The 21,811-nt window shown below is 74.5% G+C and carries 16 protein-coding genes; 10 read left to right on the top strand and 6 right to left on the bottom strand.

Annotation, left to right across the window (positions count from 1 at the left end):
• Positions 1–155: 155 nt before the first annotated feature.
• From ACGF7U_RS10025 to ACGF7U_RS10015, 3 genes are all read right to left on the bottom strand, one after another.
• Positions 156–1,463, bottom strand: a complete 1,308-nt coding sequence (locus tag ACGF7U_RS10025) for a dicarboxylate/amino acid:cation symporter (RefSeq protein WP_393105302.1) — start codon at positions 1,461–1,463, stop codon at positions 156–158.
• 264 nt (positions 1,464–1,727) lie between these two features.
• Positions 1,728–2,402, bottom strand: coding sequence for a DUF998 domain-containing protein (locus tag ACGF7U_RS10020; RefSeq protein ID WP_393104920.1), 675 nt, complete (start codon positions 2,400–2,402; stop codon positions 1,728–1,730).
• A complete protein-coding gene (locus tag ACGF7U_RS10015; RefSeq protein WP_393104918.1) occupies positions 2,395–3,360 on the bottom strand; it encodes a glutathione S-transferase family protein in 966 nt (321 codons plus the stop codon). The genes ACGF7U_RS10020 and ACGF7U_RS10015 overlap by 8 nt, the downstream gene beginning before the upstream one ends.
• 100 nt (positions 3,361–3,460) lie before the next feature.
• On the opposite strand from ACGF7U_RS10015, the gene pcaF reads away from it, so the two are divergent.
• The 8 genes from pcaF (at position 3,461) to ACGF7U_RS09975 (ending at position 16,335) form a co-directional block, all read left to right on the top strand.
• Complete coding sequence (gene pcaF, locus ACGF7U_RS10010; RefSeq protein WP_393104916.1) at positions 3,461–4,666, top strand: 3-oxoadipyl-CoA thiolase; 1,206 nt, start codon at positions 3,461–3,463, stop codon at positions 4,664–4,666.
• A 332-nt stretch (positions 4,667–4,998) separates the two neighbouring features.
• Positions 4,999–5,817, top strand: coding sequence for an SAM-dependent methyltransferase (locus tag ACGF7U_RS10005; protein WP_393104914.1), 819 nt, complete (start codon positions 4,999–5,001; stop codon positions 5,815–5,817).
• A 4-nt stretch (positions 5,818–5,821) separates the two neighbouring features.
• Entirely contained in the window at positions 5,822–7,996 is a 2,175-nt protein-coding gene (locus ACGF7U_RS10000; RefSeq protein ID WP_393104913.1) for a putative bifunctional diguanylate cyclase/phosphodiesterase, read from the top strand.
• Positions 7,993–8,493, top strand: coding sequence for a DUF456 domain-containing protein (locus ACGF7U_RS09995; protein WP_393104911.1), 501 nt, complete (start codon positions 7,993–7,995; stop codon positions 8,491–8,493). The genes ACGF7U_RS10000 and ACGF7U_RS09995 overlap by 4 nt, the downstream gene beginning before the upstream one ends.
• A gap of 355 nt (positions 8,494–8,848) precedes the next feature.
• Entirely contained in the window at positions 8,849–10,213 is a 1,365-nt protein-coding gene (locus ACGF7U_RS09990) for a glutamine synthetase family protein (protein ID WP_393104909.1), read from the top strand.
• Between the two features lie 25 nt (positions 10,214–10,238).
• Positions 10,239–11,585, top strand: coding sequence for an aldehyde dehydrogenase family protein (locus ACGF7U_RS09985; protein ID WP_393105300.1), 1,347 nt, complete (start codon positions 10,239–10,241; stop codon positions 11,583–11,585).
• Between the two features lie 5 nt (positions 11,586–11,590).
• Positions 11,591–12,358, top strand: a complete 768-nt coding sequence (locus ACGF7U_RS09980; RefSeq protein WP_393104907.1) for a 3-oxoacyl-ACP reductase — start codon at positions 11,591–11,593, stop codon at positions 12,356–12,358.
• A gap of 320 nt (positions 12,359–12,678) precedes the next feature.
• Positions 12,679–16,335 carry a SpoIIE family protein phosphatase gene (locus ACGF7U_RS09975; protein WP_393104905.1) on the top strand — a complete coding sequence of 1,219 codons (3,657 nt, stop codon included), beginning with the start codon at positions 12,679–12,681 and terminating at the stop codon, positions 16,333–16,335.
• A 20-nt stretch (positions 16,336–16,355) separates the two neighbouring features.
• On the opposite strand, the gene ACGF7U_RS09970 is transcribed toward ACGF7U_RS09975, so the two are convergent.
• Positions 16,356–16,673 carry an STAS domain-containing protein gene (locus ACGF7U_RS09970; protein ID WP_393104903.1) on the bottom strand — a complete coding sequence of 106 codons (318 nt, stop codon included), beginning with the start codon at positions 16,671–16,673 and terminating at the stop codon, positions 16,356–16,358.
• Positions 16,674–16,769: 96 nt separating this feature from the next.
• Here ACGF7U_RS09970 and map point away from each other — a divergent pair, with 96 nt between their 5' ends.
• Together map and ACGF7U_RS09960 are read left to right on the top strand one after the other, a co-directional pair.
• Positions 16,770–17,627, top strand: coding sequence for a type I methionyl aminopeptidase (map, locus tag ACGF7U_RS09965; RefSeq protein WP_393104901.1), 858 nt, complete (start codon positions 16,770–16,772; stop codon positions 17,625–17,627).
• Positions 17,624–18,340, top strand: coding sequence for a VIT1/CCC1 transporter family protein (locus tag ACGF7U_RS09960; RefSeq protein ID WP_393104899.1), 717 nt, complete (start codon positions 17,624–17,626; stop codon positions 18,338–18,340). Before map ends, ACGF7U_RS09960 begins: the two co-directional genes overlap by 4 nt.
• Before the next feature lie 114 nt (positions 18,341–18,454).
• On the opposite strand, the gene ACGF7U_RS09955 is transcribed toward ACGF7U_RS09960, so the two are convergent.
• Complete coding sequence (locus ACGF7U_RS09955; protein WP_393104897.1) at positions 18,455–21,082, bottom strand: FtsX-like permease family protein; 2,628 nt, start codon at positions 21,080–21,082, stop codon at positions 18,455–18,457.
• The gene (locus ACGF7U_RS09950) at positions 21,082–21,795 is read right to left on the bottom strand and encodes an ABC transporter ATP-binding protein (RefSeq protein ID WP_393104895.1); all 714 of its coding nucleotides are present in this window, start codon (positions 21,793–21,795) and stop codon (positions 21,082–21,084) included. The genes ACGF7U_RS09955 and ACGF7U_RS09950 overlap by 1 nt, the downstream gene beginning before the upstream one ends.
• Positions 21,796–21,811 lie beyond the last annotated feature (16 nt).

Raw genomic sequence — 21,811 nt, 5'->3', positions numbered from 1 at the left:
CATCCTCTCCGGGACACCGGGGAGGACCCCTCGTGGGAGGGGCCCTCCCCGGTCCGTCGGGGTGGGCGGCCCGGCGCGGTCGGCGACCTGCCGGGGCGGATCCGGGGCGCCTCGGACGTCGGCCGGGACGGGGTGCTCAGGCCGGGACGGGGTGCTCAGGCCGGGACGGGGCTCAGGTCCTCCGGCCGGCGGGACCGGGCGTCGGCGTCCGCGTCCGCCGGGGCGAGCGGCGCGCGCCGGCCGGCCGAGTCGTACGCGGTCCGGTCCAGCGTGCCCTCGCGGGCCGCGACGATGGTGGGTACCAGCGCCTGGCCGGCCACGTTGGTGGCGGTGCGGATCATGTCGAGGATCGGGTCGATCGCCAGCAGCAGGCCGGCGCCGGCCAGCGGCAGGCCCAGCGTGCTCAGGGTCAGCGTGAGCATCACGATCGCGCCGGTCAGGCCGGCGGTGGCGGCCGAGCCGACCACCGAGACGAAGGCGATCAGCAGGTAGTCGGTGACCCCGAGGTCCACCCCGAAGACCTGGGCGACGAAGATCGCCGCCAGCGCCGGGTAGATCGCGGCGCAGCCGTCCATCTTCGTGGTCGCGCCGAACGGCACCGCGAACGAGGCGTACTCGCGGGGGACGCCGAGCCGCTCGACCGAGCGCTGGGTCACCGGCATCGTGCCCACCGAGGAGCGGGAGACGAAGGCCAGCTCGATCGCGGGCCAGGCGCCGGCGAAGAAGCGCAGCGGGTTGAGCCGGCCGGCGGCCACCAGCAGCAGCGGGTAGACCACGAACAGCACGATCGCGCAGCCGACGTAGACGGCGGTGGTGAACTTCGCGAGCGGCGCCACCAGATCCCAGCCGTACGAGGCGACGGCGTTGCCGATCAGGCCGAGCGTGCCGATCGGGGCGAGCCGGATGACCCACCAGAGCGCCTTCTGGACGATCTCCAGCAGTGCGCGGTTGAGCGCCACGAACGGCTCCGCGGCCTCGCCGACCAGCAGCGCCGCGGCGCCGACGACGAGGGCCAGGAAGACGATCTGGAGCACGTTGCCGTCGACGAACGCGCCGACCGGGTTGGTCGGCACGATGCCGGTGAGGAAGTCGGTCCAGGAGCCGGTCTTCTTCGGGGCGGCGGCGGCCGCGGTGTCCAGGGTGACGCCGCGACCGGGGTCGGTGAGCAGGCCGAGCCCGATGCCGACGCTCACCGCGATCAGCGCGGTGACGCCGAACCAGAGCAGGGTCTTCAGCGCGAGCCGGGCGGCGTTGGCCACCCCCCGCAGGCTGACGACGCTGACGACGATGGCGGTGAAGACCAGCGGCGGCACGGCCAGCTTGAGTAGCTGGACGAAGAGGCCGCCGACCGTGTCGAGGGTGCTGGTGAGCCAGCTGAGGTCGTTGGCGCGGGCGAGGAAGCCGAGCGCCACGCCGAGGACGAGGCCGAGCAGGATCTGCACGGAGAAGGGGATCTTGCGCAGGGCGGAAGCCATGAGGATGTGTCCCAGGGTCTGGAGGTCGAACGGGGCAGCGTCAGGAGAGCGGCTGCGCCGGACAGACGCCGCTGGCCTGCAGTCGGAGGTCGACATACAGGCGAACGGTGAGGTGCCAGACGTTGGTCATCGCTCGCCGAGGCTAACGCCCTGGCCGGCCGGCCGGAAGTATCGACTCCGGTGACGCTCCTTACAGCGGGAGTGGGGAAGGGGGCCCGCCCGCCACCGGAGGCGTCAGCGAGGTGCCCTTCCTCACCGCCGCAGGGCGACGGCGGTGGCGGTGGCGGCGGCCCAGAGGAGGGCCACAAGGAGCAGCAGCCGCTCCAGCACCCCGACCAGGGTGCCCCGGCCGACCGTGAGCATCGCCAGCCCCACCGCCCCGGCCAGCGGCAGCGCCGCCGCGGCCGCCCCGGCGCCCAGCCGGCGCAGCGACCGGTCGGCCCCGGGCGTGAGGGCGATCGCCAGCATCGCGAGGACCACCGAGGCCACCGCGACGATGCTCGCCCCGCCGTGCACCAGATCGGCCGCCGTGGCCCGCTCGAACGGCGGCAGCGGGCAGCCCTCGCTGCACGTCACCGCGCCCGAGACCAGGGTGAGGACGCTCCCGGCGGCGAGCAACGCGGCCGCGACCCGCAGCCCCGCCCGCAGCGCCGCCGCGAGCAGCAGCAGCGCCGCGGCGAGGGCGAAGACCCCGATCCGGTACGCCGGGGCGTACGCGCTGTCGGTGACGCCCGCCTCGCTGACGTACCCGGTCAGGCCCGGACCCGGACCGGCGACCACGGCGACGGTCACCGCCGCCGCGCCCGCGGCGATGCAGCCGACCGCGGCCGACGCGGCGGCCCGGCGCCAGGTGGCGGTCGGGGCGGCGCGGCGGGGCGCGGGCCCGCCCGGGGTGGTGGTCGGGCCGGCCCGGCGCGGCTCAGCCACGCCCGTGCGGCGTGGTCCAGCCGGAGGTGTCGGGGCCGAGCGGGACGATGCCCGTCGGGTTGATCGCCGCGTGGGTGCCGTAGTAGTGCCGCTTGATGTGGTCGAAGTCGACCGTCTCGCCGAAGCCCGGCGTCTGGAACAGGTCCCGCGCGTACGCCCAGAGCACCGGCATCTCGGTGAGCTTCTGCCGGTTGCACTTGAAGTGCCCGTGGTACGCCACGTCGAAGCGGACCAGGGTGGTGAAGAGCCGCACGTCGGCCTCGGTGATCGCGTCGCCCATCAGGTAGCGCCGGCCCGCCAGTCGCTCCGACAGCGCGTCGAGCCGCGCGAACAGCGCCGTGAACGCCTCCTCGTACGCCGACTGGGAGGTGGCGAAGCCGCACCGGTAGACGCCGTTGTTGACGTCCCGGTGGATCTCCGCCATCAGCGCGTCCATCTCGGGGCGCAGCTCGACCGGGTAGAGGTCCGGCGCGCCCGGTGAGTGGAGGCTGCGCCACTCGGTGGAGAGGTCGAGGGTGAGCTGCGGGTAGTCGTTGGTGACCACCCGCCCGGTGCGGGTGTCGACCAGGGCCGGCACGGTGACCCGCCCGGTGTAGTCGGGGTCGGTGGCCAGGTACGCCTCGGAGAGGAAGCCGATGCCGAGCACCGGGTCGAACCCGTCCGGGTCGAGGCTGAACCGCCAGCCCCGCTCGTCGCGGATCGGGTCGACCGTGCCGAGCGAGATCGCGTCCTGCAGGCCGAGCAGGTTCCGGACGATCCGGGCCCGGTGCGCCCACGGGCAGGCCCGGCACCAGATCAGCCGGTAGCGGCCCGGCTCCAGCGGCCAGCGGCCCTGCCCGTCGGGGCCGCCGCCGGCCGGGGAGGTCGAGTGGGGGGTGACCCGACCGGTGAACCGGTTGGGCTGGCGGACGAACTCGCCGCCACCGCTGGTCTCTGCGCTGAACTGGGCCCGGGCCATGCCGTCAACCTATCCGCTGCGCGCGCGGATATCCTGGCTGCCGGGCGTCCCCGTGACCCGGAACCGCCCGCCCCTTCCCACCCCCCGAAGGATCGCGCTGATGACCGTGGCATACCTGGTGGCCGGTGTCCGCACCCCGATCGGCCGATACGGCGGCGCCCTCGCCGGCGTCCGCCCCGACGACCTGGCCGCGCACGTCATCCGCGAGCTGGTCGCCCGGCACCCGTCCGTGGACTGGGCGCGGGTGGACGACGTGATCCTGGGCTGCGCCAACCAGGCCGGCGAGGACAACCGCAACGTGGCCCGGATGGCGGCGCTGCTCGGTGGCCTGCCCGAGGAGGTGCCCGGCAGCACCGTCAACCGGCTCTGCGGCTCCGGCCTGGACGCCCTGGCCACGGCGGCCCGGTCCATCGTGGCCGGCGAGGCCGACCTCGTCGTGGCCGGTGGGGTGGAGAGCATGAGCCGCGCCCCGTTCGTGATGCCGAAGGCGACGACCCCGTACTCCCGCACCGCCGAGGTCTACGACACCACCATCGGCTGGCGGCTGGTCAACCCGCTGATGAAGAAGCACTGGGGCATCGACTCCATGCCGGAGACCGCGGAGAACGTCGCCGCCGAGTACGGCGTCGGCCGCGCCGAGCAGGACGGGTTCGCGTACCGGTCGCAGCAGCGGGCCGCGAAGGCGCAGGCGGACGGCCGGTTCGCCGAGGAGATCGTGCCGGTGACCGTGCCGGCGGGGCGGCGCGAGACGAAGCTCGTCGAGGTCGACGAGCACCCCCGGGAGACGTCGCTGGAGAAGCTCGCCGCGCTGCCCACCCCGTTCCGCGAGGGCGGCACGGTGACCGCCGGCAACTCCTCGGGCGTCAACGACGGCGCGGTGGCGCTGCTGGTCGCCTCGGAGGCGGCCGTGGCCCGCTACCACCTCACCCCGCTGGCCCGGGTCGCCGGCGCCGCCGCGGCCGGCGTACCGCCGCGGGTGATGGGCGTCGGGCCGGTGCCCGCCACCCGGAAGCTGCTCGACCGGCTCGGCGTCGGCCTCGACGCGGTCGACGTGATCGAGCTGAACGAGGCGTTCGCCGCGCAGTCCGTCGCGGTGCTGCGCGAGCTGGGCCTGCCCACCGACGCCGAGCACGTCAACCCGAACGGCGGGGCGATCGCGCTCGGGCACCCGCTCGGCGCGAGCGGCGCCCGGCTGGCGTTGACCGCCGCGCTGGAGCTGCGCCGCCGGGGCGGCCGGCGGGCCCTCGCCACCATGTGCGTCGGCGTGGGCCAGGGCATCTCGCTGCTGCTGGAGTCCGCCGGCTGACCCGGGGCGGCCGGCCCGTCCCGGGCCGCCGTCCGCGCGGCTTCGTGCGATCCTCGCGCCCGCTGTGCCCGTCCGGCTTCGTGCGATCCGTGCGCGCGCCGCGTCCGTCCGGAGCGGGTGCCGTCGTCCGCCCGGTTTCGCGCTGCGTGTCCGGTCCGTGACGCGCACTCCGACGTGCCGACGAAGTGGGTCATGGGATCTCCCGGAGCCGGGAGTTCGCGGCCTAGAGTGGTCAGCACCACACGACCCGCGGGTCGGCCGGTGCCCGGCGTGCCCCCGGCACGCCGACACGGGCCCCTCCCGCACCGCGGCGACGACACAGGGGTGCAGCAGTGCAGATGCCGGACGGACTACCCGCCGAGATCGACCTCTCCCGGCCGAGCGCGGCCCGGGTGTACGACTACTTCCTCGGCGGGGCGCACAACTTCGAGATCGACCGGCAGCTCGCCGAGCAGATCGCCAGCATGACCCCCAACCTGGCGGCCACCATGCGCGCCGGCCGCGAGTTCCTGCGTCGGGCGGTGCGCGAGCTGCTCGACGACGGCATCGACCAGTTCCTCGACATCGGCTCCGGCATCCCGACCGTCGGCAACGTGCACGAGGTCGCGCAGACGGCCAACCCGAAGGCGCGGGTCGTCTACGTCGACATCGACCCGGTCGCCGTGGCACACAGCCGCGAGCTGCTCGCCGGCAACGAACTGACCGGGGTGATCCACGCCGACCTGCGGGAGCCGGAGCGGATCCTGACCGAGGCCCGCGACCTGGGGCTGCTCGACTTCGGCCGGCCGCTGGGCATCCTGCTCGCCGGGGTGGTCCACTTCATCCCCGACGCCGCCCGCCCCGGCGACATCCTGGCCACCCTGCGGGGCGCCGCGGCCCCGGGCAGCTACCTGGTCATCTCGCACTCCACCTTCGAGGACCAGCCGCAGGAGATGCTCGACGCGCAGCGCCTCTCGGCGCGTACCGACACCGAGATCACGCTGCGCTCCCGGGCCGAGATCACCGGTTTCTTCGGAGACTGGACGCTCCTGGAGCCGGGTGTGGTGCACATGCCGCTCTGGCGTCCGGACTCGCCGTCCGACGTGGACGAGCAGCCGGAGCGGTTCGGCGCCTTCGGCGGCGTCGCCCGGTACGACCGGCCGACCGACTGAGCCCATGGCCGCCGTCCCGGAGCCCGGCGGCGACGACCTCAGCCGGTCGGGCGCGCTGCGCTACGCGACCGAGTGGTCGCGCGCGGTGCGCCGGCTCGGTTTCGTGCCGCTCAGCGCGGCCGAGACCGAGCGGCTGCTGTACGCGCACACCGTCCGGCTGGCCCAGGCCGTACTCGCCGAGCCCTTCTCGGCCCTGCCGGCGGAGCAGGTCGGGCGCGCGCTGGTCGAGGAGCACCTGACCGAGCCGCGGGTGCTCGACTGGTCGGTGCAGGCCGTCGGCGAGCGCTTCCTCGCCGAGGTGCTGCCCGGCCTCGCGCACCGCGACGAGGCCGGGCGACGGGTCGCGGCGTTGCAGGGTGGCCTCGCCGCCGGATTCGCCCGCGCCCTGCGCGACCGCACCTTCGCCCAGCAGGAGCGGATCGCCCGCTCCGCGTGGCAGGCGCGCGACGAGGTGGAGCAGGCGCTGCGCGACAGCGAGGCGCGGTTCCGGGCGGTCTTCGTCGGAGCCGCCACGGGCATCGGCATCGCCGGCATCGACGGGAAGATCATCGACGTCAACCAGGCGTTCGCGGACATGCTCGGCTACTCCATCGAGGAGCTGCGGCAGATCAACGTGGCGTCGCTTTTCCACCCGGACGACGCGGCCGGGATGTGGGAGCTCTACCAGGAGCTGATCGAGGGCAAGCACGACCGCGCCCGGGTGGAGAAGCGCTACTACCGCAAGGACGGCAGCGTGGTCTGGACCGACCTGTCCGTCTCCCTGATCCGGCACGACGACGGCCGGCCCCGGTTCACCGTCGCCATGATCGAGGACATCACCGAGCGGTACGAGCTCCAGCAGCGGCTCCGCTTCCAGGCGTTGCACGACCCGCTCACCGGCCTGCCCAACCGGACCCTGTTCTTCGAGACGCTGGGCCGGGTCTTCGAACGGGCCGACGCGGACCACCGCGTCGGGGTCTGCTTCCTCGACCTGGACGGCTTCAAGGCGGTCAACGACAGCCTCGGCCACGACCTCGGCGACCGGCTGCTCGTGGTGATCGCCCGGCGGCTCGCCGAGTGCGTCGCCGGCCGCGGCCACCTGGTCGCGCGGATGGGCGGGGACGAGTTCGTCATCCTGGTCGACGACGGCACCGGCATCGACGACGCCGTGGCCGTCGCCGAGGCGGCCCTGGCCGCGGTCTCCGCCCCGGTCCGGATCGGTGAGCAGCAGCTCGCCGTGTCGGCGAGCGTCGGCATCGTCGAGTGCCCGGTCGGCAGGACGAGCGCGTCGGAGCTGATGAAGGCCGCCGACACCACGCTCTACTGGGCGAAGGCGGAGGGCCGCGGCCGGTGGGCGGTCTACGACCCGGAGCGCGGCGCCCGGGACATCGCCCGTTCCGCGCTGGCCGCGGGCCTGCCGGCGGCCCTGGACCGGGGCGAGTTCGTGCTGCACTACCAGCCGATCGTGTCCCTGCTGGAGGGCTCGATGCTGGCCGTGGAGGCGCTGGTCCGCTGGCAGCACCCGGAGCTGGGGCTGATCGGGCCGGACCGGTTCATCGGGTTGGCCGAGGAGACCGGCCTGATCGTCCGGCTCGGCGAGTGGGTGCTGCGGCGGGCCTGCCGGGACGCGGAGGCGTGGCGGCGCGAGTTCCCCGCCGCCCGCCTGGTGGTCAGCGTCAACCTGGCCGCCCGGCAGGCCGACGACCCGGGCATCGTGGAGACCGTCGCCGACGCGCTGGCCTCCACCGGGCTCCCGGCGGACCTGCTGCAACTGGAGTTGACCGAGAGCGCGGTGATGGGCACCGCCGGGGAGCCGCTGCGGTCGCTGCACCGGCTGGCCGCGCTCGGCGTACGGCTGGCGATCGACGACTTCGGCACCGGCTACTCCAACCTGGCGTACCTGCGCCGGTTGCCGATCCACTGCCTGAAGCTGGCCGGGCCGTTCGTCGAGGGGATCCGGGGCGACGGCCCGGAGGCGACCGCCGACCACCGGGACGAGCGGATCGTGGACGCGCTGGTGCGGCTGGCGCACGCGCTGGAACTCTGGGTCACCGCCGAGGCGGTGGAGACCGGGGTGCAGGCCGAGCGGCTGCGGGCGTTGCGCTGCGACACCGGGCAGGGGCGGTTCTTCGGCCCGCCGGCGCCGGCGGCGGAGATCACCGCGCGGTTGCGCGGCGGCGGGCACGGGGCCGCGGCATGAGCCTCACGGACACCGAGGCGGCCGTCGCCGTGCTCGCCGGGCTGGCCATCCTCGCCGGGCTGGCCGGCGTGGTGGTGCCCGGCCTGCCGGCGTTGCCGCTCTGCTGGGGCGGGGTGCTGGTCTGGGCGCTCTTCGGCGGCGCGGGGGCCGGACGCTGGGCGGTGCTCGCCGCCGCCACCGTGGTCGTCGCCGGCGGCACGGTCGTCAAGTACGCCTGGCCGGGCCGCAACCTGAAACGCACCGGGGTGCCCACGTCCTCGCTGCTCGCCGGCGGGGTGCTGGGGCTGGTCGGGTTCTTCGTCGTTCCCGTGGTCGGGCTGGTGCTCGGCTTCGTCGGCGGGGTGTGGGCGGCGGAGCGGCTGCGGCTGGGCGACTCCCGGCTGGCCTGGCCGGCGACGAAGCAGGCGGTGGCGGCCGCCGGCCTGTCCATGCTGGTCGAGTTCCTCGCCGGCCTGCTCGTCGCGGCGATCTGGGTCGCCGGGCTGCTGCTGGCCTGACGCTGTGATGGGGCGGCGGCGCGGGGCGGGCGTCGGGTACGGCGCATCGCCGTACGGGTGAGAGAGAGGTGACGTGCCCCGCGCCGCCGCGGTGCCGGGGCGGTCCGAGCGCCCGGCGGTGGCCCGTCGCGATCGGGCCTGGTCACAGGCTCAAGCATGCGGCGCGCGGGCCGGGCCGGCAACGCAATTTGCCCGGTCGCCCGGTGGCGCACGGCGCGTTCCGGCCCGGTGGGCGGGCAGGCCCGACAGGGCCCCGCCGGCGACCCCGGGCGTCCGGAGGCGGTTGCCGGGACGCCGGGCAGGGCATTGACGGTCAACCGGTTAGCCAGTAGACCTTGGTGATGGAGGCCCGCCGATGAGGAAAGCTCCGCTCACGCTGGAACAACTGCGGGTCGCCATCGCCGACGGCGAGATCGACACCGTGGTGCTCGCCCTGGTGGACATGCAGGGCCGGTTGCAGGGCAAGCGGTTCCACGCGCCCTACTTCCTCGACCAGGTGGTCGCGCACGGCAGCGAGGGGTGCAACTACCTGCTCGCCGTCGACGTCGACATGAACACCGTCGACGGCTACGCGATGTCGAGTTGGGAACGCGGCTACGGCGACTTCGCGTTGGTGCCGGACTTCGACACGCTGCGCCGCGTGCCCTGGCAGCCGGGCAGCGCCCTGCTCCTGGCCGACCTGGCCTGGCTGGACGGGACGGGGCCGGTGATCGCCTCGCCCCGGCAGATCCTGCGCCGGCAGCTGGAGCGGCTGGCGACGCACCGGCTGACCGCGTACGCCGGCACGGAGCTGGAGTTCGTGCTGTTCCGCGACTCCTACGAGGACGCCTGGCGGCGCGGCTACCGGGAGCTGACCCCCGCCAACCAGTACAACGTGGACTACTCCCTGCTCGGCACCGCCCGGGTGGAGCCGCTGCTGCGCCGCATCCGGCGGGAGATGGCAGGGGCGGGGCTGACCCCGGAGAGCGCGAAGGGCGAGTGCAACCTCGGCCAGCACGAGATCGCCTTCCGCTACGACGAGGCGGTGGCCTGCGCCGACCACCACGTCATCTACAAGAACGGAGCGAAGGAGATCGCCGCCCAGGAGGGCATGTCGATCACCTTCATGGCCAAGCCGAACGAGCGGGAGGGCAACTCCTGCCACATCCACTTCTCGCTGCGCGACGCCGCCGGCCGGTCGGCGATGCTGGGCGACGGGCCGGCGCGGCTGTCGGTGACCGGGCAGCGCGTGCTGGCGGGGCTGCTGGCCACCATGCGCGAGTTCAGCCTGATGTTCGCCCCGAACATCAACTCGTACAAGCGCTACCAGCCCGGGTCGTTCGCCCCGACCGCGCTGCGCTGGGGCACGGACAACCGCACCTGCGCCCTGCGCCTGGTCGGGCACGGGCAGGGCATGCGGGTGGAGAACCGGGTGCCGGGGGCGGACGTGAACCCGTACCTGGCCATCGCGGCGCTGGTCGCCGGCGCCGTGCACGGCATCGAGCGCGGGCTGGAGCTGGGGGAGGAGTGCACCGGCAACGCGTACGACGACCCGCGGGCCGAGCGGGTGCCCGCCACGCTGCGCGACGCCCTCGACCTGTGGGAGTCCTCCGCCCTGGCCCGGGATGCCTTCGGCGAGGAGGTGGCGGCCCACTACGCCAACCAGGCGCGGGTCGAGCTGGCCGCCTTCGACGCCGCCGTGACGGACTGGGAGCTGTTCCGTGGCTTCGAACGCCTCTGACCGCGCGCGGGGCGACGTGACGAGCGTGCTCAACCCCGCCACCGGGGAGGTCGTGGGCACGGTGGCGGCGACCTCGCTGGCCGAGACCGACGCGGCCGTCGCGCGGGCGGCGGCGGCGTTCGAGACGTGGCGGGCGGTGGCGCCGGGGGACCGGGCGCGGCTGCTGCGCCGGTTCGCGGCGGCGGTGGACGCGCACCTGGCGGAGCTGGCCGGGCTGGAGGTGCGCAACTCCGGGCACACCGTCGGCAACGCGCGTTGGGAGGCGGGCAACGTCCGGGACGTCCTCGACTACTACGCGGGCGCGCCGGAGCGGCTGAGCGGGCGGCAGATCCCGGTGCCGGGTGGGCTGGACGTGACGTTCCACGAGCCGCTCGGCGTGGTCGGGGTGATCGTGCCGTGGAACTTCCCCATGCCGATCGCCGCCTGGGGCTTCGCGCCGGCGCTGGCCGCCGGCAACACGGTGGTGCTCAAGCCCGCCGAGCTGACCCCGCTGACCGCGCTGCGCCTGGCCGAGCTGGCCCGCGAGGCGGGACTGCCCGCGGACGTGTTCACGGTGCTGCCGGGCGCCGGGTCCGTGGTGGGGGAGCGGTTCGTCACCCACCCCGCGGTCCGCAAGGTCTGCTTCACCGGCTCCACCGAGGTCGGCACCCGGATCATGGCCGGTTGCGCGGCGCAGGTGAAGCGGGTGACGCTGGAGCTGGGCGGCAAGAGCGCCAACCTGGTGTTCGCCGACGCCGACCTGGAGCGGGCGGCGGCGACCGCGCCGTACGCCGTCTTCGACAACGCCGGGCAGGACTGCTGCGCCCGGTCCCGGACCCTGGTCGAGCGGCCGGCGTACGACCGGTTCCTGGAGCTGCTCGAACCGGCGGTGCGCGCGCTGCGGGTGGAGGACCCGGCCCGGGAGACCGCCGAGATGGGCCCGCTGATCTCCGCCGGGCAGCGGGACCGGGTGGCCGGCTACGTCGACGGCGCGGAGGTCGCGTTCACCGGATCCCGCCCCGACGGCCCCGGCTTCTGGTACGCCCCGACGGTGCTGCTCGCCCACTCGTCGGCGGACCGGCACTGGCGGGAGGAGATCTTCGGCCCGGTCGTCTCGGTGCTCCCGTTCGACGACGAGGCCGACGCGGTGCGGCTCGCCAACGACACCGAGTACGGCCTCTCCGGCTCCATCTGGACCCGCGACGTCGGACGCGCCCTCCGGGTGGCGCGGGCGGTCGAGGCGGGCAACCTGAGCGTCAACTCGCACTCCTCGGTGCGCTACTGGACGCCGTTCGGCGGGATGAAGCGCTCCGGGCTGGGGCGCGAGCTGGGTCCGGACGCGCTGCACGCCTTCACCGACGTCAAGAACGTGTTCATCGCAACGGAGGAGTGAGGCGCGTGCAGGGTCGTCTTGAGGACCGGGTGGCCGTGGTCACCGGAGCGGGCAGCGGGATCGGGCTGGCCACCGCGCGGCGGTTCGCCGCAGAGGGGGCGCGGGTGGTCTGCGTGGACGTCGACCCGGAGGCCGGCAAGCGGGCCGCCGAGGAGGTCGGCGGCGAGTTCGTCGCCGCGGACGTCGCCGACGAGGCGGCCGTGCGCGACCTCTTCGACGGGGTGGCCGCGCGGCACGGGCGGATCGACGTCGCGTTCAACAACGCCGGCATCTCCCCGCCGGAGGACGACTCCATCCTGGAGACGGGCCTGGACGCGTGGGAGCGGGTGCTGCGGGTCAACACGACCAGCGTCTACCTCTGCTGCAAGTACGTCATCCCGCACATGCGCCGGCAGGGCCGCGGGTCGATCATCAACACCGCGTCGTTCGTGGCGCTGATGGGGGCGGCCACCTCGCAGATCGCGTACACGGCGAGCAAGGGCGGGGTGCTGGCGATGACCCGGGAGCTGGGCGTGCAGTTCGCCCGGGAGGGCATCCGGGTCAACGCGCTCTGCCCGGGCCCGGTCGCCACCCCGCTGCTGCTGGAGCTCTTCGCCGCCGACCCGGAGCGCGCGGCCCGCCGGCTGGTGCACGTGCCCATGGGGCGGTTCGGCAGGCCGGAGGAGATCGCCGCCGCCGTGGCCTTCCTCGCCAGCGACGACGCCTCCTTCATGACGGCCGCGCAGTTCGTGGTCGACGGCGGCATCACGGGCGCGTACGTCACCCCGTTGTGAGCGGGTTCCTCCGTTGTGGAGGACGCGGCCGGCGGCGGGTGTCGCCGATATCACAGTCGGCGGGCGAGTGGCCCGGACCGGCGCCGGGTAGTCCCGTAGACGGGACCGAGGGCCTTGTGGTGGCCGGGTTCCGGGCGGCCGGCCGGCCCGCCCGGGGCCGGCCGCGGCGGGGCTGTCGGGCAGTCGACGACCGGATGGGCGGACGTAAACAGCGCCACGGGCGCGGGATGCGTTACGTTGCTGGTCCGTCGGGGTACAGAGCGGGGCACGGCCGGATGGATCATCGGGCCGAAGCGGGGACGGCCGGCGCGGGAGGCTGCATGAGCTCGGCCCAGAGGGGCGTGGACGAGGGGTACTCGTCCGACCGCGCCCGGGCGGAGATCCCCCCGGTGCTCGCCGCGGCCTTCGCCGCCGGCGGCGAGATGGGCGAGCGGATGCGCTCGTTCGACTGGTCCGCCACCCCGCTGGGCAGCCCGGACCGTTGGCCCTCCGCGCTCTGCGCGGCGGTCGGCATGATGCTCGCCTCCAGCGCCCAGATCGTCATGTTCTGGGGCGAGGAGGAGCTCGCCTTCTACAACGACGCCTACCGGCCGACCATCGGCGGCAAGCACCCGGACGTGCTCGGCCAGCCGGCCCGCGAGCACTGGGTGGAGACCTGGGACGTGCTCGGGCCGCTGTTGGAGGGCGTCCGGCGCGACGGCCGGTCGTACCGCGCCGAGAACCACCCCTTTCCGCTCGACCGGCACGGCTTTCTGGAGGAGACGTACTTCGACGTCTCGTACGACCCGATCCTCGGCGCCGCCGGCACCGTGGACGGCATCTTCTGCATCGTCAACGAGACCACCGGCCGGGTGCTCGGGGAGCGCCGGCTGCGGCTGCTGGCCGAGCTGGGCAGCGAGCTGGCCGAGGTGGGTGGCACCGCCGAACTCGGCCGGACCGCCGCGGCGGTGCTCGACCGCCACCGCTCGGACGTGCCGTTCGCCCTGGTGTACCTGCCCGGCGAGGACGGCGGCCTCGCGCTGACCGGGTGCAGCGGAGTCGACGCCGAGAGGCTCGTCGCGCCGCCCCCGGCGCGGCTCGCCGAACTCGCCGCCGTCGGCGCCACCACCGTGGCCGTGACGGACCTGCTCGCCCGCGTCCCGGCCGACGCGACCGAGCGGGCGCTGGTGCTGCCGCTCACCGCCGCGAACGAGACCGTCGGGGCGCTGGTCGTCGGTGTAGCCCGCCGGCTGCCGCTCACCGACGAGTACCGCGACTTCTTCGACCTGGTCGCCGCCCAGATGTCCCGGGCCGTCGGCACGCAACTGGCGTACGAGCACGAGCGTGCCCGCGCCGTCGAGCTGGCCGCCCTGGACCGGGCCAAGACCAGTTTCTTCGCCAACATCAGCCACGAGTTTCGCACCCCGCTGACCCTGGTGCTCGGCCCGCTGGAGGACCTGCTCGCCGACCCTGCGCTGCCCGCGACGTACACGGACCGGCTCACCATGATGCACCGCAACGCGCTGCGGCTGCTCAAGCTGGTCAACACGGTGCTCGACTTCTCCCGGCTGGAGGCCGGCCGGCTGGCCGCCCACTACCAGCCCACCGACCTGGCCGACTACACCTCCCGACTGGCCAGCACCTTCCGCTCGGTGACCGAGCGGGCCGGGCTGCGCCTGGTGGTGGACTGCCCGCCGCTGCCGGCGCCGGTCTTCGTGGACCGGGACATGTGGGAGAAGATCGTCCTCAACCTCGTCTCCAACGCGGTGAAGTTCACCTTCGACGGCGAGATCCGGGTGCGGATCCGCGCGGTCGAGGGCGCCGCCCGGCTGGAGGTCTCCGACACCGGCGTCGGCATCGTGCCCGAGGAACTGCCGCAGGTCTTCGAGCGGTTCCACCGGGTGCCGGGGGTGCGCTCGCGCACCCACGAGGGCACCGGGATCGGGCTGGCCCTGGTCCGCGAGCTGGTCGAGATGCACGGCGGCCAGGTGGCCGCCAGCAGCCGCGTCGACGAGGGCAGCACCTTCACGGTGACCGTCCCGTTCGGCACCGGGCACCTGCCGTCCGAGCGAGTCGCGGACGCCGCCCCCGCGGCGCAGGTCGAGTTTGCCCAGGCCGACCTCTACGTCGCGGAGACCGCGCTCTGGGCCGACGCCGCCGGGCAGGGCGCGACGCGGATGGCCCGCTCCGGCGCCGCCGGCCGGATCCTGGTCGCCGACGACAACGCCGACCTGCGCGAACACGTCACCCGGCTGCTCGCCCCGTCGTGGGAGGTGGTCGCGGTCGCCGACGGCGTGGAGGCGCTGCGGCTGGCCGTCGACGGCTCGTTCGACCTCATCCTGACCGACGTGATGATGCCCCGGCTGGACGGCTTCGGGCTGGTCGCCGCGCTGCGCGCGGACCGGCGCACCCGGCACGTGCCGATCGTGCTGCTCTCCGCCCGCGCCGGCTCGGCCGAGGCGGTCGCCGGGCTCTCGGTAGGCGCCGACGACTACCTCACCAAACCCTTCTCCGGGCAGGAGCTGATCGCCCGGGTCCGCGCCAACGTCGAGCTGGGTCAGCTCCGTGGCCAGATCATCCGTGGGCTGCGCGCCCTGGCGGACGCGGCGGTCGCGGTCAACACGGCCCGCTCCACGGCCGACGTGCTCCAGGTCGCCGCGCGGCACGCGGTGAGCCTCGCCGAGGCCGCCCGGGTGGTGGTCTCGGCCACCGGGATGCGCTTCGCGGCCGACGGTGGCGGGGTGGCCCCGATCGAGCCGTCCTTCGTGCTGCCGCTCACCGGCACCACCGGCGAGCAGCTCGGCGAGCTGCGGGTCTGGCGCCCGGCGGGCGACGGCGCCGACACCGACGAGGCCGCCCTCACCCAGCTCGCCCGGCTCGTCGGCGTGCGGCTGGAGAACGCCCGGCTCTACGAGGCCGAGCACCGCATCGCCACCACCCTGCAGCACAGCCTGCTGCCCCGGTCCCTGCCCCAGTTGCCGGGGGCCCTGGTCGCCAGCCGCTACCTGCCCGGCAGCGCCGACGTGGAGGTCGGCGGCGACTGGTACGACGTCATCTCGCTGGGCGAGGAGGATCTGGTGCTGGCCATCGGCGACGTGGTCGGCAAGGGTGTCCGCGCGGCCGCGGCGATGGGCCAGCTCCGCAACGCGCTGCGGGCGTACGTGCTGGAGGGCTTCGACCCCGGCGAGTCGCTGACCCGGCTCAACCGGCTGGTCGGGACGACGGAGAGCCGCTCCTTCGCCACCGTCGTCTGCCTCTGGTTCAGCCCCCGCACCGGCCGGCTGCGGTACGCCAGCGCCGGTCACCCCTCACCCCTGCTGATCCGGGGAGGCGACGTGGAGTTCCTGCACGACCGGGCGCTCGGGCCGCCCGTCGGGGCGATCCCGGACACGTCCTACCGGACAGTCGAGGGAACGCTGGCTCCGGGCAGCCGGCTGCTGCTCTACACCGACGGGCTGATCGAGGACCGGGAGCTCGACATCGACGCGGCGCTGGCCCGGCTCCGCAGCGACGCGGCGTTGCCCGGCCGGCACGTCGCCGACCTGGTCGACGCCGTGGTGGCGCGGATCGCCGGGCGGCCGCTGCGTGACGACGTCGCGGTGCTCGCCCTGGAGGCCGCGGAGCTGAACCGCCTCGCGCTGCGGCTGCCCGCCGACCCGACCCGGCTCAGCGTGCTGCGCAAGCGGCTGGAGGACTTCCTCGTCGCGCACTCCGTCGGCGAGACCGACCTGTTCGATCTGACCGTCGCCGTCTCCGAGGCGGCCGCCAACGCCATCGAGCACCCCGTCGACCCGGCGGAGCCGACGATCAGCGTCGAGGTGACCATCGAGGACCGCACCGTGGTGGCCAGGGTGCGCGACAGCGGCCGGTGGCGGGAGTCGTCCGGGTCGGGGTTCCGCGGGCGGGGGCTGTCCCTCATCAAGGCGCTGGGGGAGCTGTCGGTCACGCGTGCCGCAGATGGGACGGAAGTGACGCTGCGCCGGCGGCTGGCGGACTGAGCGCGCCCGGCAGCGGCCGGTCAGGCCGGGCGGAGCCAGCCCTGGTCGCCCAGGCCGGAGATGTCCAGCACCCGGCGGACCTGCCGCGAGGGCAGCACGGCGAGGGTGTCGGGGAACTGCTGGGCCAGCCGGACCACGGCGTGGATGGCCGCCGAGTCGAAGAAGGTGACCTCCCGCAGGTCGAGCGTCACCCGCTCGGCCGGCTCCCGCAGCACCGTCTGGACCATGGTGTCGGCGGTGGCCATGTCGACCTCGCCGGTCACCACGACGCGGAGGTGACCGCCGTCGGTCTCCGCGCTGGCGGAGAAGACGGGAGGCGCGCCGTCCCCTTGATCCACGCAGCCACAATGGCACAGCGCCCCGGGCACGGCAACAACCGGGCCGGGCGGGCGGTGGCGGGGGTCACCCGCCCGCCCGGCGATAGGCTTGGGGCCATGACCGTCCGCCCGCCGCTGACCCCAGGCACGCTCTCCCCGTGGCGGCCCGTGCCCGCCCACATCGTCCGCCCGGAGTACGTGGGCAAGAAGCGTCCCCAGGAGTGGCGCGGCTCGCACGTGCAGACCCCGGAGACCATCGAGAAGATGCGGATCGCCGGTCGGCTCGCCGCGCAGGCCACCCAGCTCGCCGGCGAGCACTGCAAGCCCGGCGTGACCACCGACGAGATCGACCGGGTCGTGCACGAGTTCCTCTGCGACCACGGCGCCTACCCGTCGACGCTGGGCTACAAGGGCTTCCCCAAGTCCTGCTGCACCAGCCTCAACGAGGTGATCTGCCACGGCATCCCCGACTCGACGGTGCTGCAGGACGGCGACATCATCAACGTCGACGTCACCGCGTACATCAACGGGGTGCACGGCGACACGGACGCCACATTCTGCGTCGGCGAGGTCGGCGAGGAGGCGCGACTGCTGGTCGAGCGGACCCACGAGGCGATGATGCGCGGCATCCGCGCCGTCGCCCCGGGCCGCCAGATCAACGTGATCGGCCGGGTCATCGAGTCGTACGCGAAGCGCTTCGGCTACGGCGTGGTGCGCGACTTCACCGGCCACGGCATCGGCGAGTCCTTCCACAGCGGGCTCTACGTGCCGCACTACGACAGCCCTCGCCCCACCGACGTGATGGAGCCGGGGATGACGTTCACGATCGAGCCGATGATCACCCTCGGCACCCACCAGTACGACATGTGGGACGACGGCTGGACGGTCGTCACCAAGGACCGTAAGTGGACGGCACAGTTCGAGCACACCATCGTGGTGACCGAGGACGGCCACGAGATCCTCACCCTGCCGTGACGGACACCCCGGCGGCCCTGCGCGAGGCGCACCACGCGGACGTGTCCGGCGGCTGGCTGCGGCCCGCCGTCTTCGGCGCGATGGACGGTCTGGTCACCAACATCGCCCTGATCGCGGGCGTCGGTGGCGGCGGGGTGTCGCCCCGCAGCGTCGTGTTGACCGGCGTGGCCGGCCTGGTGGCCGGCGCCATCTCGATGGGGCTGGGGGAGTACACCAGCGTCCGTTCGGCCAACGAGCAGGTCGCGGCCGAGGTGGCCAAGGAACGCCGCGAGTTGGAGCGGCACCCCGAGGCCGAGGCGCGCGAGCTGGCCCAGGCGTGGGTCGCGCGGGGCCTGCCGCACGACCTCGCCATGCAGGTCGCCGAGGCCGTGCGGCGCAACCCGGAGGAGGCCCTGCGGGTGCACGTCCGGGAGGAGCTCGGTGTCGACCCCGACGACCAGCCCAGCCCGTGGGCGGCGGCGATCTCGTCGTTCCTGTTCTTCTCCGTCGGGGCGCTGGTGCCGCTGCTGACCTACCTGTTCGGCTCGACCAGCCTCTGGCTGGCGCTGGCCGTCGGCGGGCTGGGGCTCTTCGCGGCAGGGGCGGTGGTCGCCCGGTTCACCGCCCGGGCCTGGTGGTCCGCCGGCCTGCGCCAGCTCCTGCTGGGCGCCGCGGCGGCCGGCGCCACCTACCTCATCGGTGCCTTCATCGGCGTCCAGGGCGCCACCGGCTGAGCCGCGGTCGCACGCCAGGCGGGCGCGACCTGGCCGGCGCCGGTCACGGGCCGGGCGAGGCCGCCGCCGTAGCGGCTTCGGCCCCGCACCGACCCATTACCGACGGGGCGGAAGCTAGCCGGCGCGGCGTTCGACCGGCAGGCGGGACCTGACCAACAGCCCGGCGCCGAGCATGGCGACCAGCGGCACCACGACCAGCACGCCGAGGACCGACCACGGGACGACGATCGGGTAGGGGTCCTGCACGGGCCAGGAACGGGCGTAGCCCTGGTTGATGGCAGCGAGGACGGCGAGGACCGACCCGAGACCGGCGACGAGGCCGAACAGGGAGCCCAGGCCGGCGATCACACCGGACTGGCTCAGCGACAGGACCCGGCGGATGCGCGGGCTCGCGCCGACGGCGGCCAGGGTCGACAGGTCCGGCCGGCTGTCGGCGGCCGTGAGACCGGTCGCGATCCCGGTGGCCCCGAGGGTGACCAGCCCGGCCGCGACGGCCATGACGAGCAGCAGCGAGTTCGACGAGTCCTGCGGAGGGCGTTGCACCTCGACCCGCAGCCCCAGCGAGACCTCCTGCACGGCGGCGGCGAAGGCGTCCGCCCGGGCGATGTCCGGGACCTCCCGGGGACTCACCACGAAACCCCGCTGCCGTACGTCGAGCCCGACGCGCGCCGTCGCGGCCGGCGACAGGATCGTCCGTGGCACGTCCAGCCCCGTGGTCAGGACGTACGCCGGAAGAGCCGTGCGCGGGGTTGCCCGTCCCTTCCCCTTCCCCTGCGGCCCGAGCGGCAGCAGCGTCTGCACCGTGACGGTGCCGTCCGCCACGTCCAGCGGGTCGGTGACGACCACGCCGCCGGCCCGCAGCGTGGCGGTCGCCTTCGCCAGGTCCTCGCCCCGCGCTCCGGTGAGCAGCGGCAGCGCCGTCCCGTCGTCGACCAGGACGCCGAGGTACCGGCCGGAGATCTTGGGGAGGCGCCTGTCGCAGCGTGGGTCGTTCCGCGCGCGACGCTGGTCGTCCGGGGAGGCGCCGCCGGGGTAGGGGCACAACTGTCGTTCCGGCCGTTCCACCGTCACTCCGCAGGAGTCGGGCGACCCGGTGCCCGCCGGGCAGGCCAGCCCGCGGACCTCGACGACCGTGCTGGTCGAGAGGAGCGTGGTGGCGAGGGCCGTGATCCGCCGCAGCGGCACGGGGGCGGCCGAGCCGCCGTCGTGGGTGACGGACACCGTGCCCTCGGGCAGCGCCGGCACGATCGAGGCGGCCTGCCGGGCGTCGTTGCTGGCGACGTACACGCCGAGGCAGACGGTGCCGGCGACGGCGGCCATCACGGCGGAGATCGCCGGTGCGGCGGCCGCCCGGTTGCGGCTGGCGTCCCGCAGCGCGATCCGGAGGGCCGGCGGCAGGTGACGACCGACCCGGGCGACCTGACCGACCACGCCGGGCGTGCAGAACACCAGGCCGACCTGGATCAGCAACAGCCCGGCGAGGATCAGGTTGGTCGACACCCGCGGGACGGCGTAGGCGGTGAGCCCGGCGCCGGCGAGGGTCACCGCCACTCCGGTGACCACCCAGCGGCGGCGGGAGCGGGTCGCGCCCCGCCGTCCGGCCAGCGCCGCGACGACGCTGCGTCTGGCGGCGGTGTGCGCCGGGATCAGGGCCGCGGCCATCGCCGTCAGCACGGCCAGCCCGGCGACGGCCAGCAGGGCCACAGGGTGGAAGCGGTGGCCGCCCGCCCGCACGTGGGCCAGGTGTTCCTCCACCAGCGGGCGCCCGAGGACGGCCAGGGTCACACCGAGTGCGACGCCGGCCGCGGCGCCGGCCAGCCCCAGCACCACGCCGTCGGCGAGGACGATCCGACGCAGGTGGGCCGGGTTGCCGCCGTTGGCCGCGACCAGGCCGAGTTCGCGCGACCGGCGCCGGGCGCCGATCGCGAACGCCGGCCCGGCCAGCAGGACGACCTCCAGCGCGCCGAGTCCGGCGATCAGGGTGCCGGCGCTGATCGTGTCGGCGTTCACGCGGGTCGGCTCCCGCAGCGAGGGCGGGGAATCCAGGGTGAGCGCGCGCGACGTCGCCTGGAACGGCCTCGGGCCCGACTGGAGCTGTTCCACCTGTTCCAGGGTGACCGGGCCCGGGGTGTCGACCAGCCAGGTGCTCGCCGGGCCGGGCATCGCCGCCGACGGCAGCACGACGACTTCGCGCAGGTTGCCGGGGATCTCGACGACACCCACCACGGTGTACCGCCGGGACCCGTCGGCGACGGTCACCGTCCCACCGACGGTCGTGCCCAGGCGGAGCAGGGCCGGCTCGCTGGCGGCCAACTCGGTCTCGCCGCTGGGCGCACGGCCGCTGCGCAGCTCGACCATGCCGTCGGTGAGCGGGTCGGTCAGATCGAGCCAGTGGGTCTCGACCTCCCCGACGCCGCTGACGGTCTTCCACGACGTCGGTCCCTGCCCGACGGGGAGGGACCGGCTGCCCGCTGGCAGGACGCTGTTCAGCTCGGACTGCCCGGGGGGATTCCGTGACATCCAGGTGAGCTTCAGGTCCGCCTGACCCAGCGTGCGCTCCGCCCGCTCGGTGGGGGTGAGCCGGAACATGTCGTAGGTGACGGCGGCGAAGCTGAGTGCCGTCACCGGCAGCATGATCAGCGCCGCCACCAGTGCGCTGCGACCCTTGGCCCGCCGCGTCTCGCGTCGGGCGAGACGGAGGGCGGTCCGCCAGGAGGCGAGCGTGCCGGACTGTCGTCTCATCAGAACTCCCCCAGCATATGTTCGGGCCGGCCGAGCGGGCCGGAGGTGTCGACCACCGCCCCGTCACGGAGGAACACCACCCGGTCCGCCCAGGCGGCGTGCCGTGCCTCGTGGGTGACCAGCACGGCGGCAGCCCCCGCGTCGACGCGGGAGCGCAGTACCCGGAGCACCGCCTCCCCGGTCTGCGAGTCGAGCGCCCCGGTCGGCTCGTCGGCGAGCACCAGCCGCCGGTGCCCGACCAGTGCGCGGGCGATCGCCACCCGCTGCTGCTGCCCGCCGGAGAGTTCGTCGGGGAACCGCTGACCGAGGTCGGCCACGCCGACCTCCTCCATCACGGCCACGGCCTGGCGGCGTGCCCGGCGGATGCCTTCACCGTCCAGTTCCAGCGGTAGCGCGACGTTCTCGACGGCGGTGAGACTCGGCAGCAGGTTGAGGTGTTGGAACACGTAACCCACCGCACGGCGGCGCAGCGCGGCGAGCCGCTGGCCGTTCAGCGTGTCGAGGCGGGCGCCCTCCACCCACACCTCGCCGCCGGTCGGACGGTCCAGACCGCCGGCCAGGTTGAGCAGCGTGGACTTGCCGGACCCGGACGAGCCCATGACCGCGACCAGTTCGCCGGGCCGTACGGAGAGGCTGACGCCGCTCAGTGCGGTGACCGAGGTGTCGCCAGCGCCGTGCACCCGGCGCGCCTCGCGTATCTCCAGGACGTTCATCGGACGGCCGCCGCGC

The organism is Micromonospora sp. NPDC047670 (assembly GCF_043204915.1).
GTDB lineage: Bacteria > Actinomycetota > Actinomycetes > Mycobacteriales > Micromonosporaceae > Micromonospora.
This window is presented reverse-complemented; position numbering and strand designations above follow the sequence as displayed.

What these genes read in the sequence shown, in the direction of transcription:
- ACGF7U_RS10015 (WP_393104918.1), bottom strand. Translation starts at nt 3,360, where the DNA reads ATGGCCCGGGCCCAGTTCAGCGCAGAGACCAGCGGTGGCGGCGAGTTC.
- pcaF (WP_393104916.1), top strand. Translation starts at nt 3,461, where the DNA reads ATGACCGTGGCATACCTGGTGGCCGGTGTCCGCACCCCGATCGGCCGA.
- ACGF7U_RS10000 (WP_393104913.1), top strand. Translation starts at nt 5,822, where the DNA reads ATGGCCGCCGTCCCGGAGCCCGGCGGCGACGACCTCAGCCGGTCGGGC.
- ACGF7U_RS09995 (WP_393104911.1), top strand. Translation starts at nt 7,993, where the DNA reads ATGAGCCTCACGGACACCGAGGCGGCCGTCGCCGTGCTCGCCGGGCTG.
- ACGF7U_RS09990 (WP_393104909.1), top strand. Translation starts at nt 8,849, where the DNA reads ATGAGGAAAGCTCCGCTCACGCTGGAACAACTGCGGGTCGCCATCGCC.
- ACGF7U_RS09975 (WP_393104905.1), top strand. Translation starts at nt 12,679, where the DNA reads ATGAGCTCGGCCCAGAGGGGCGTGGACGAGGGGTACTCGTCCGACCGC.
- map (WP_393104901.1), top strand. Translation starts at nt 16,770, where the DNA reads ATGACCGTCCGCCCGCCGCTGACCCCAGGCACGCTCTCCCCGTGGCGG.
- ACGF7U_RS09955 (WP_393104897.1), bottom strand. Translation starts at nt 21,082, where the DNA reads ATGAGACGACAGTCCGGCACGCTCGCCTCCTGGCGGACCGCCCTCCGT.
- ACGF7U_RS09950 (WP_393104895.1), bottom strand. Translation starts at nt 21,795, where the DNA reads ATGAACGTCCTGGAGATACGCGAGGCGCGCCGGGTGCACGGCGCTGGC.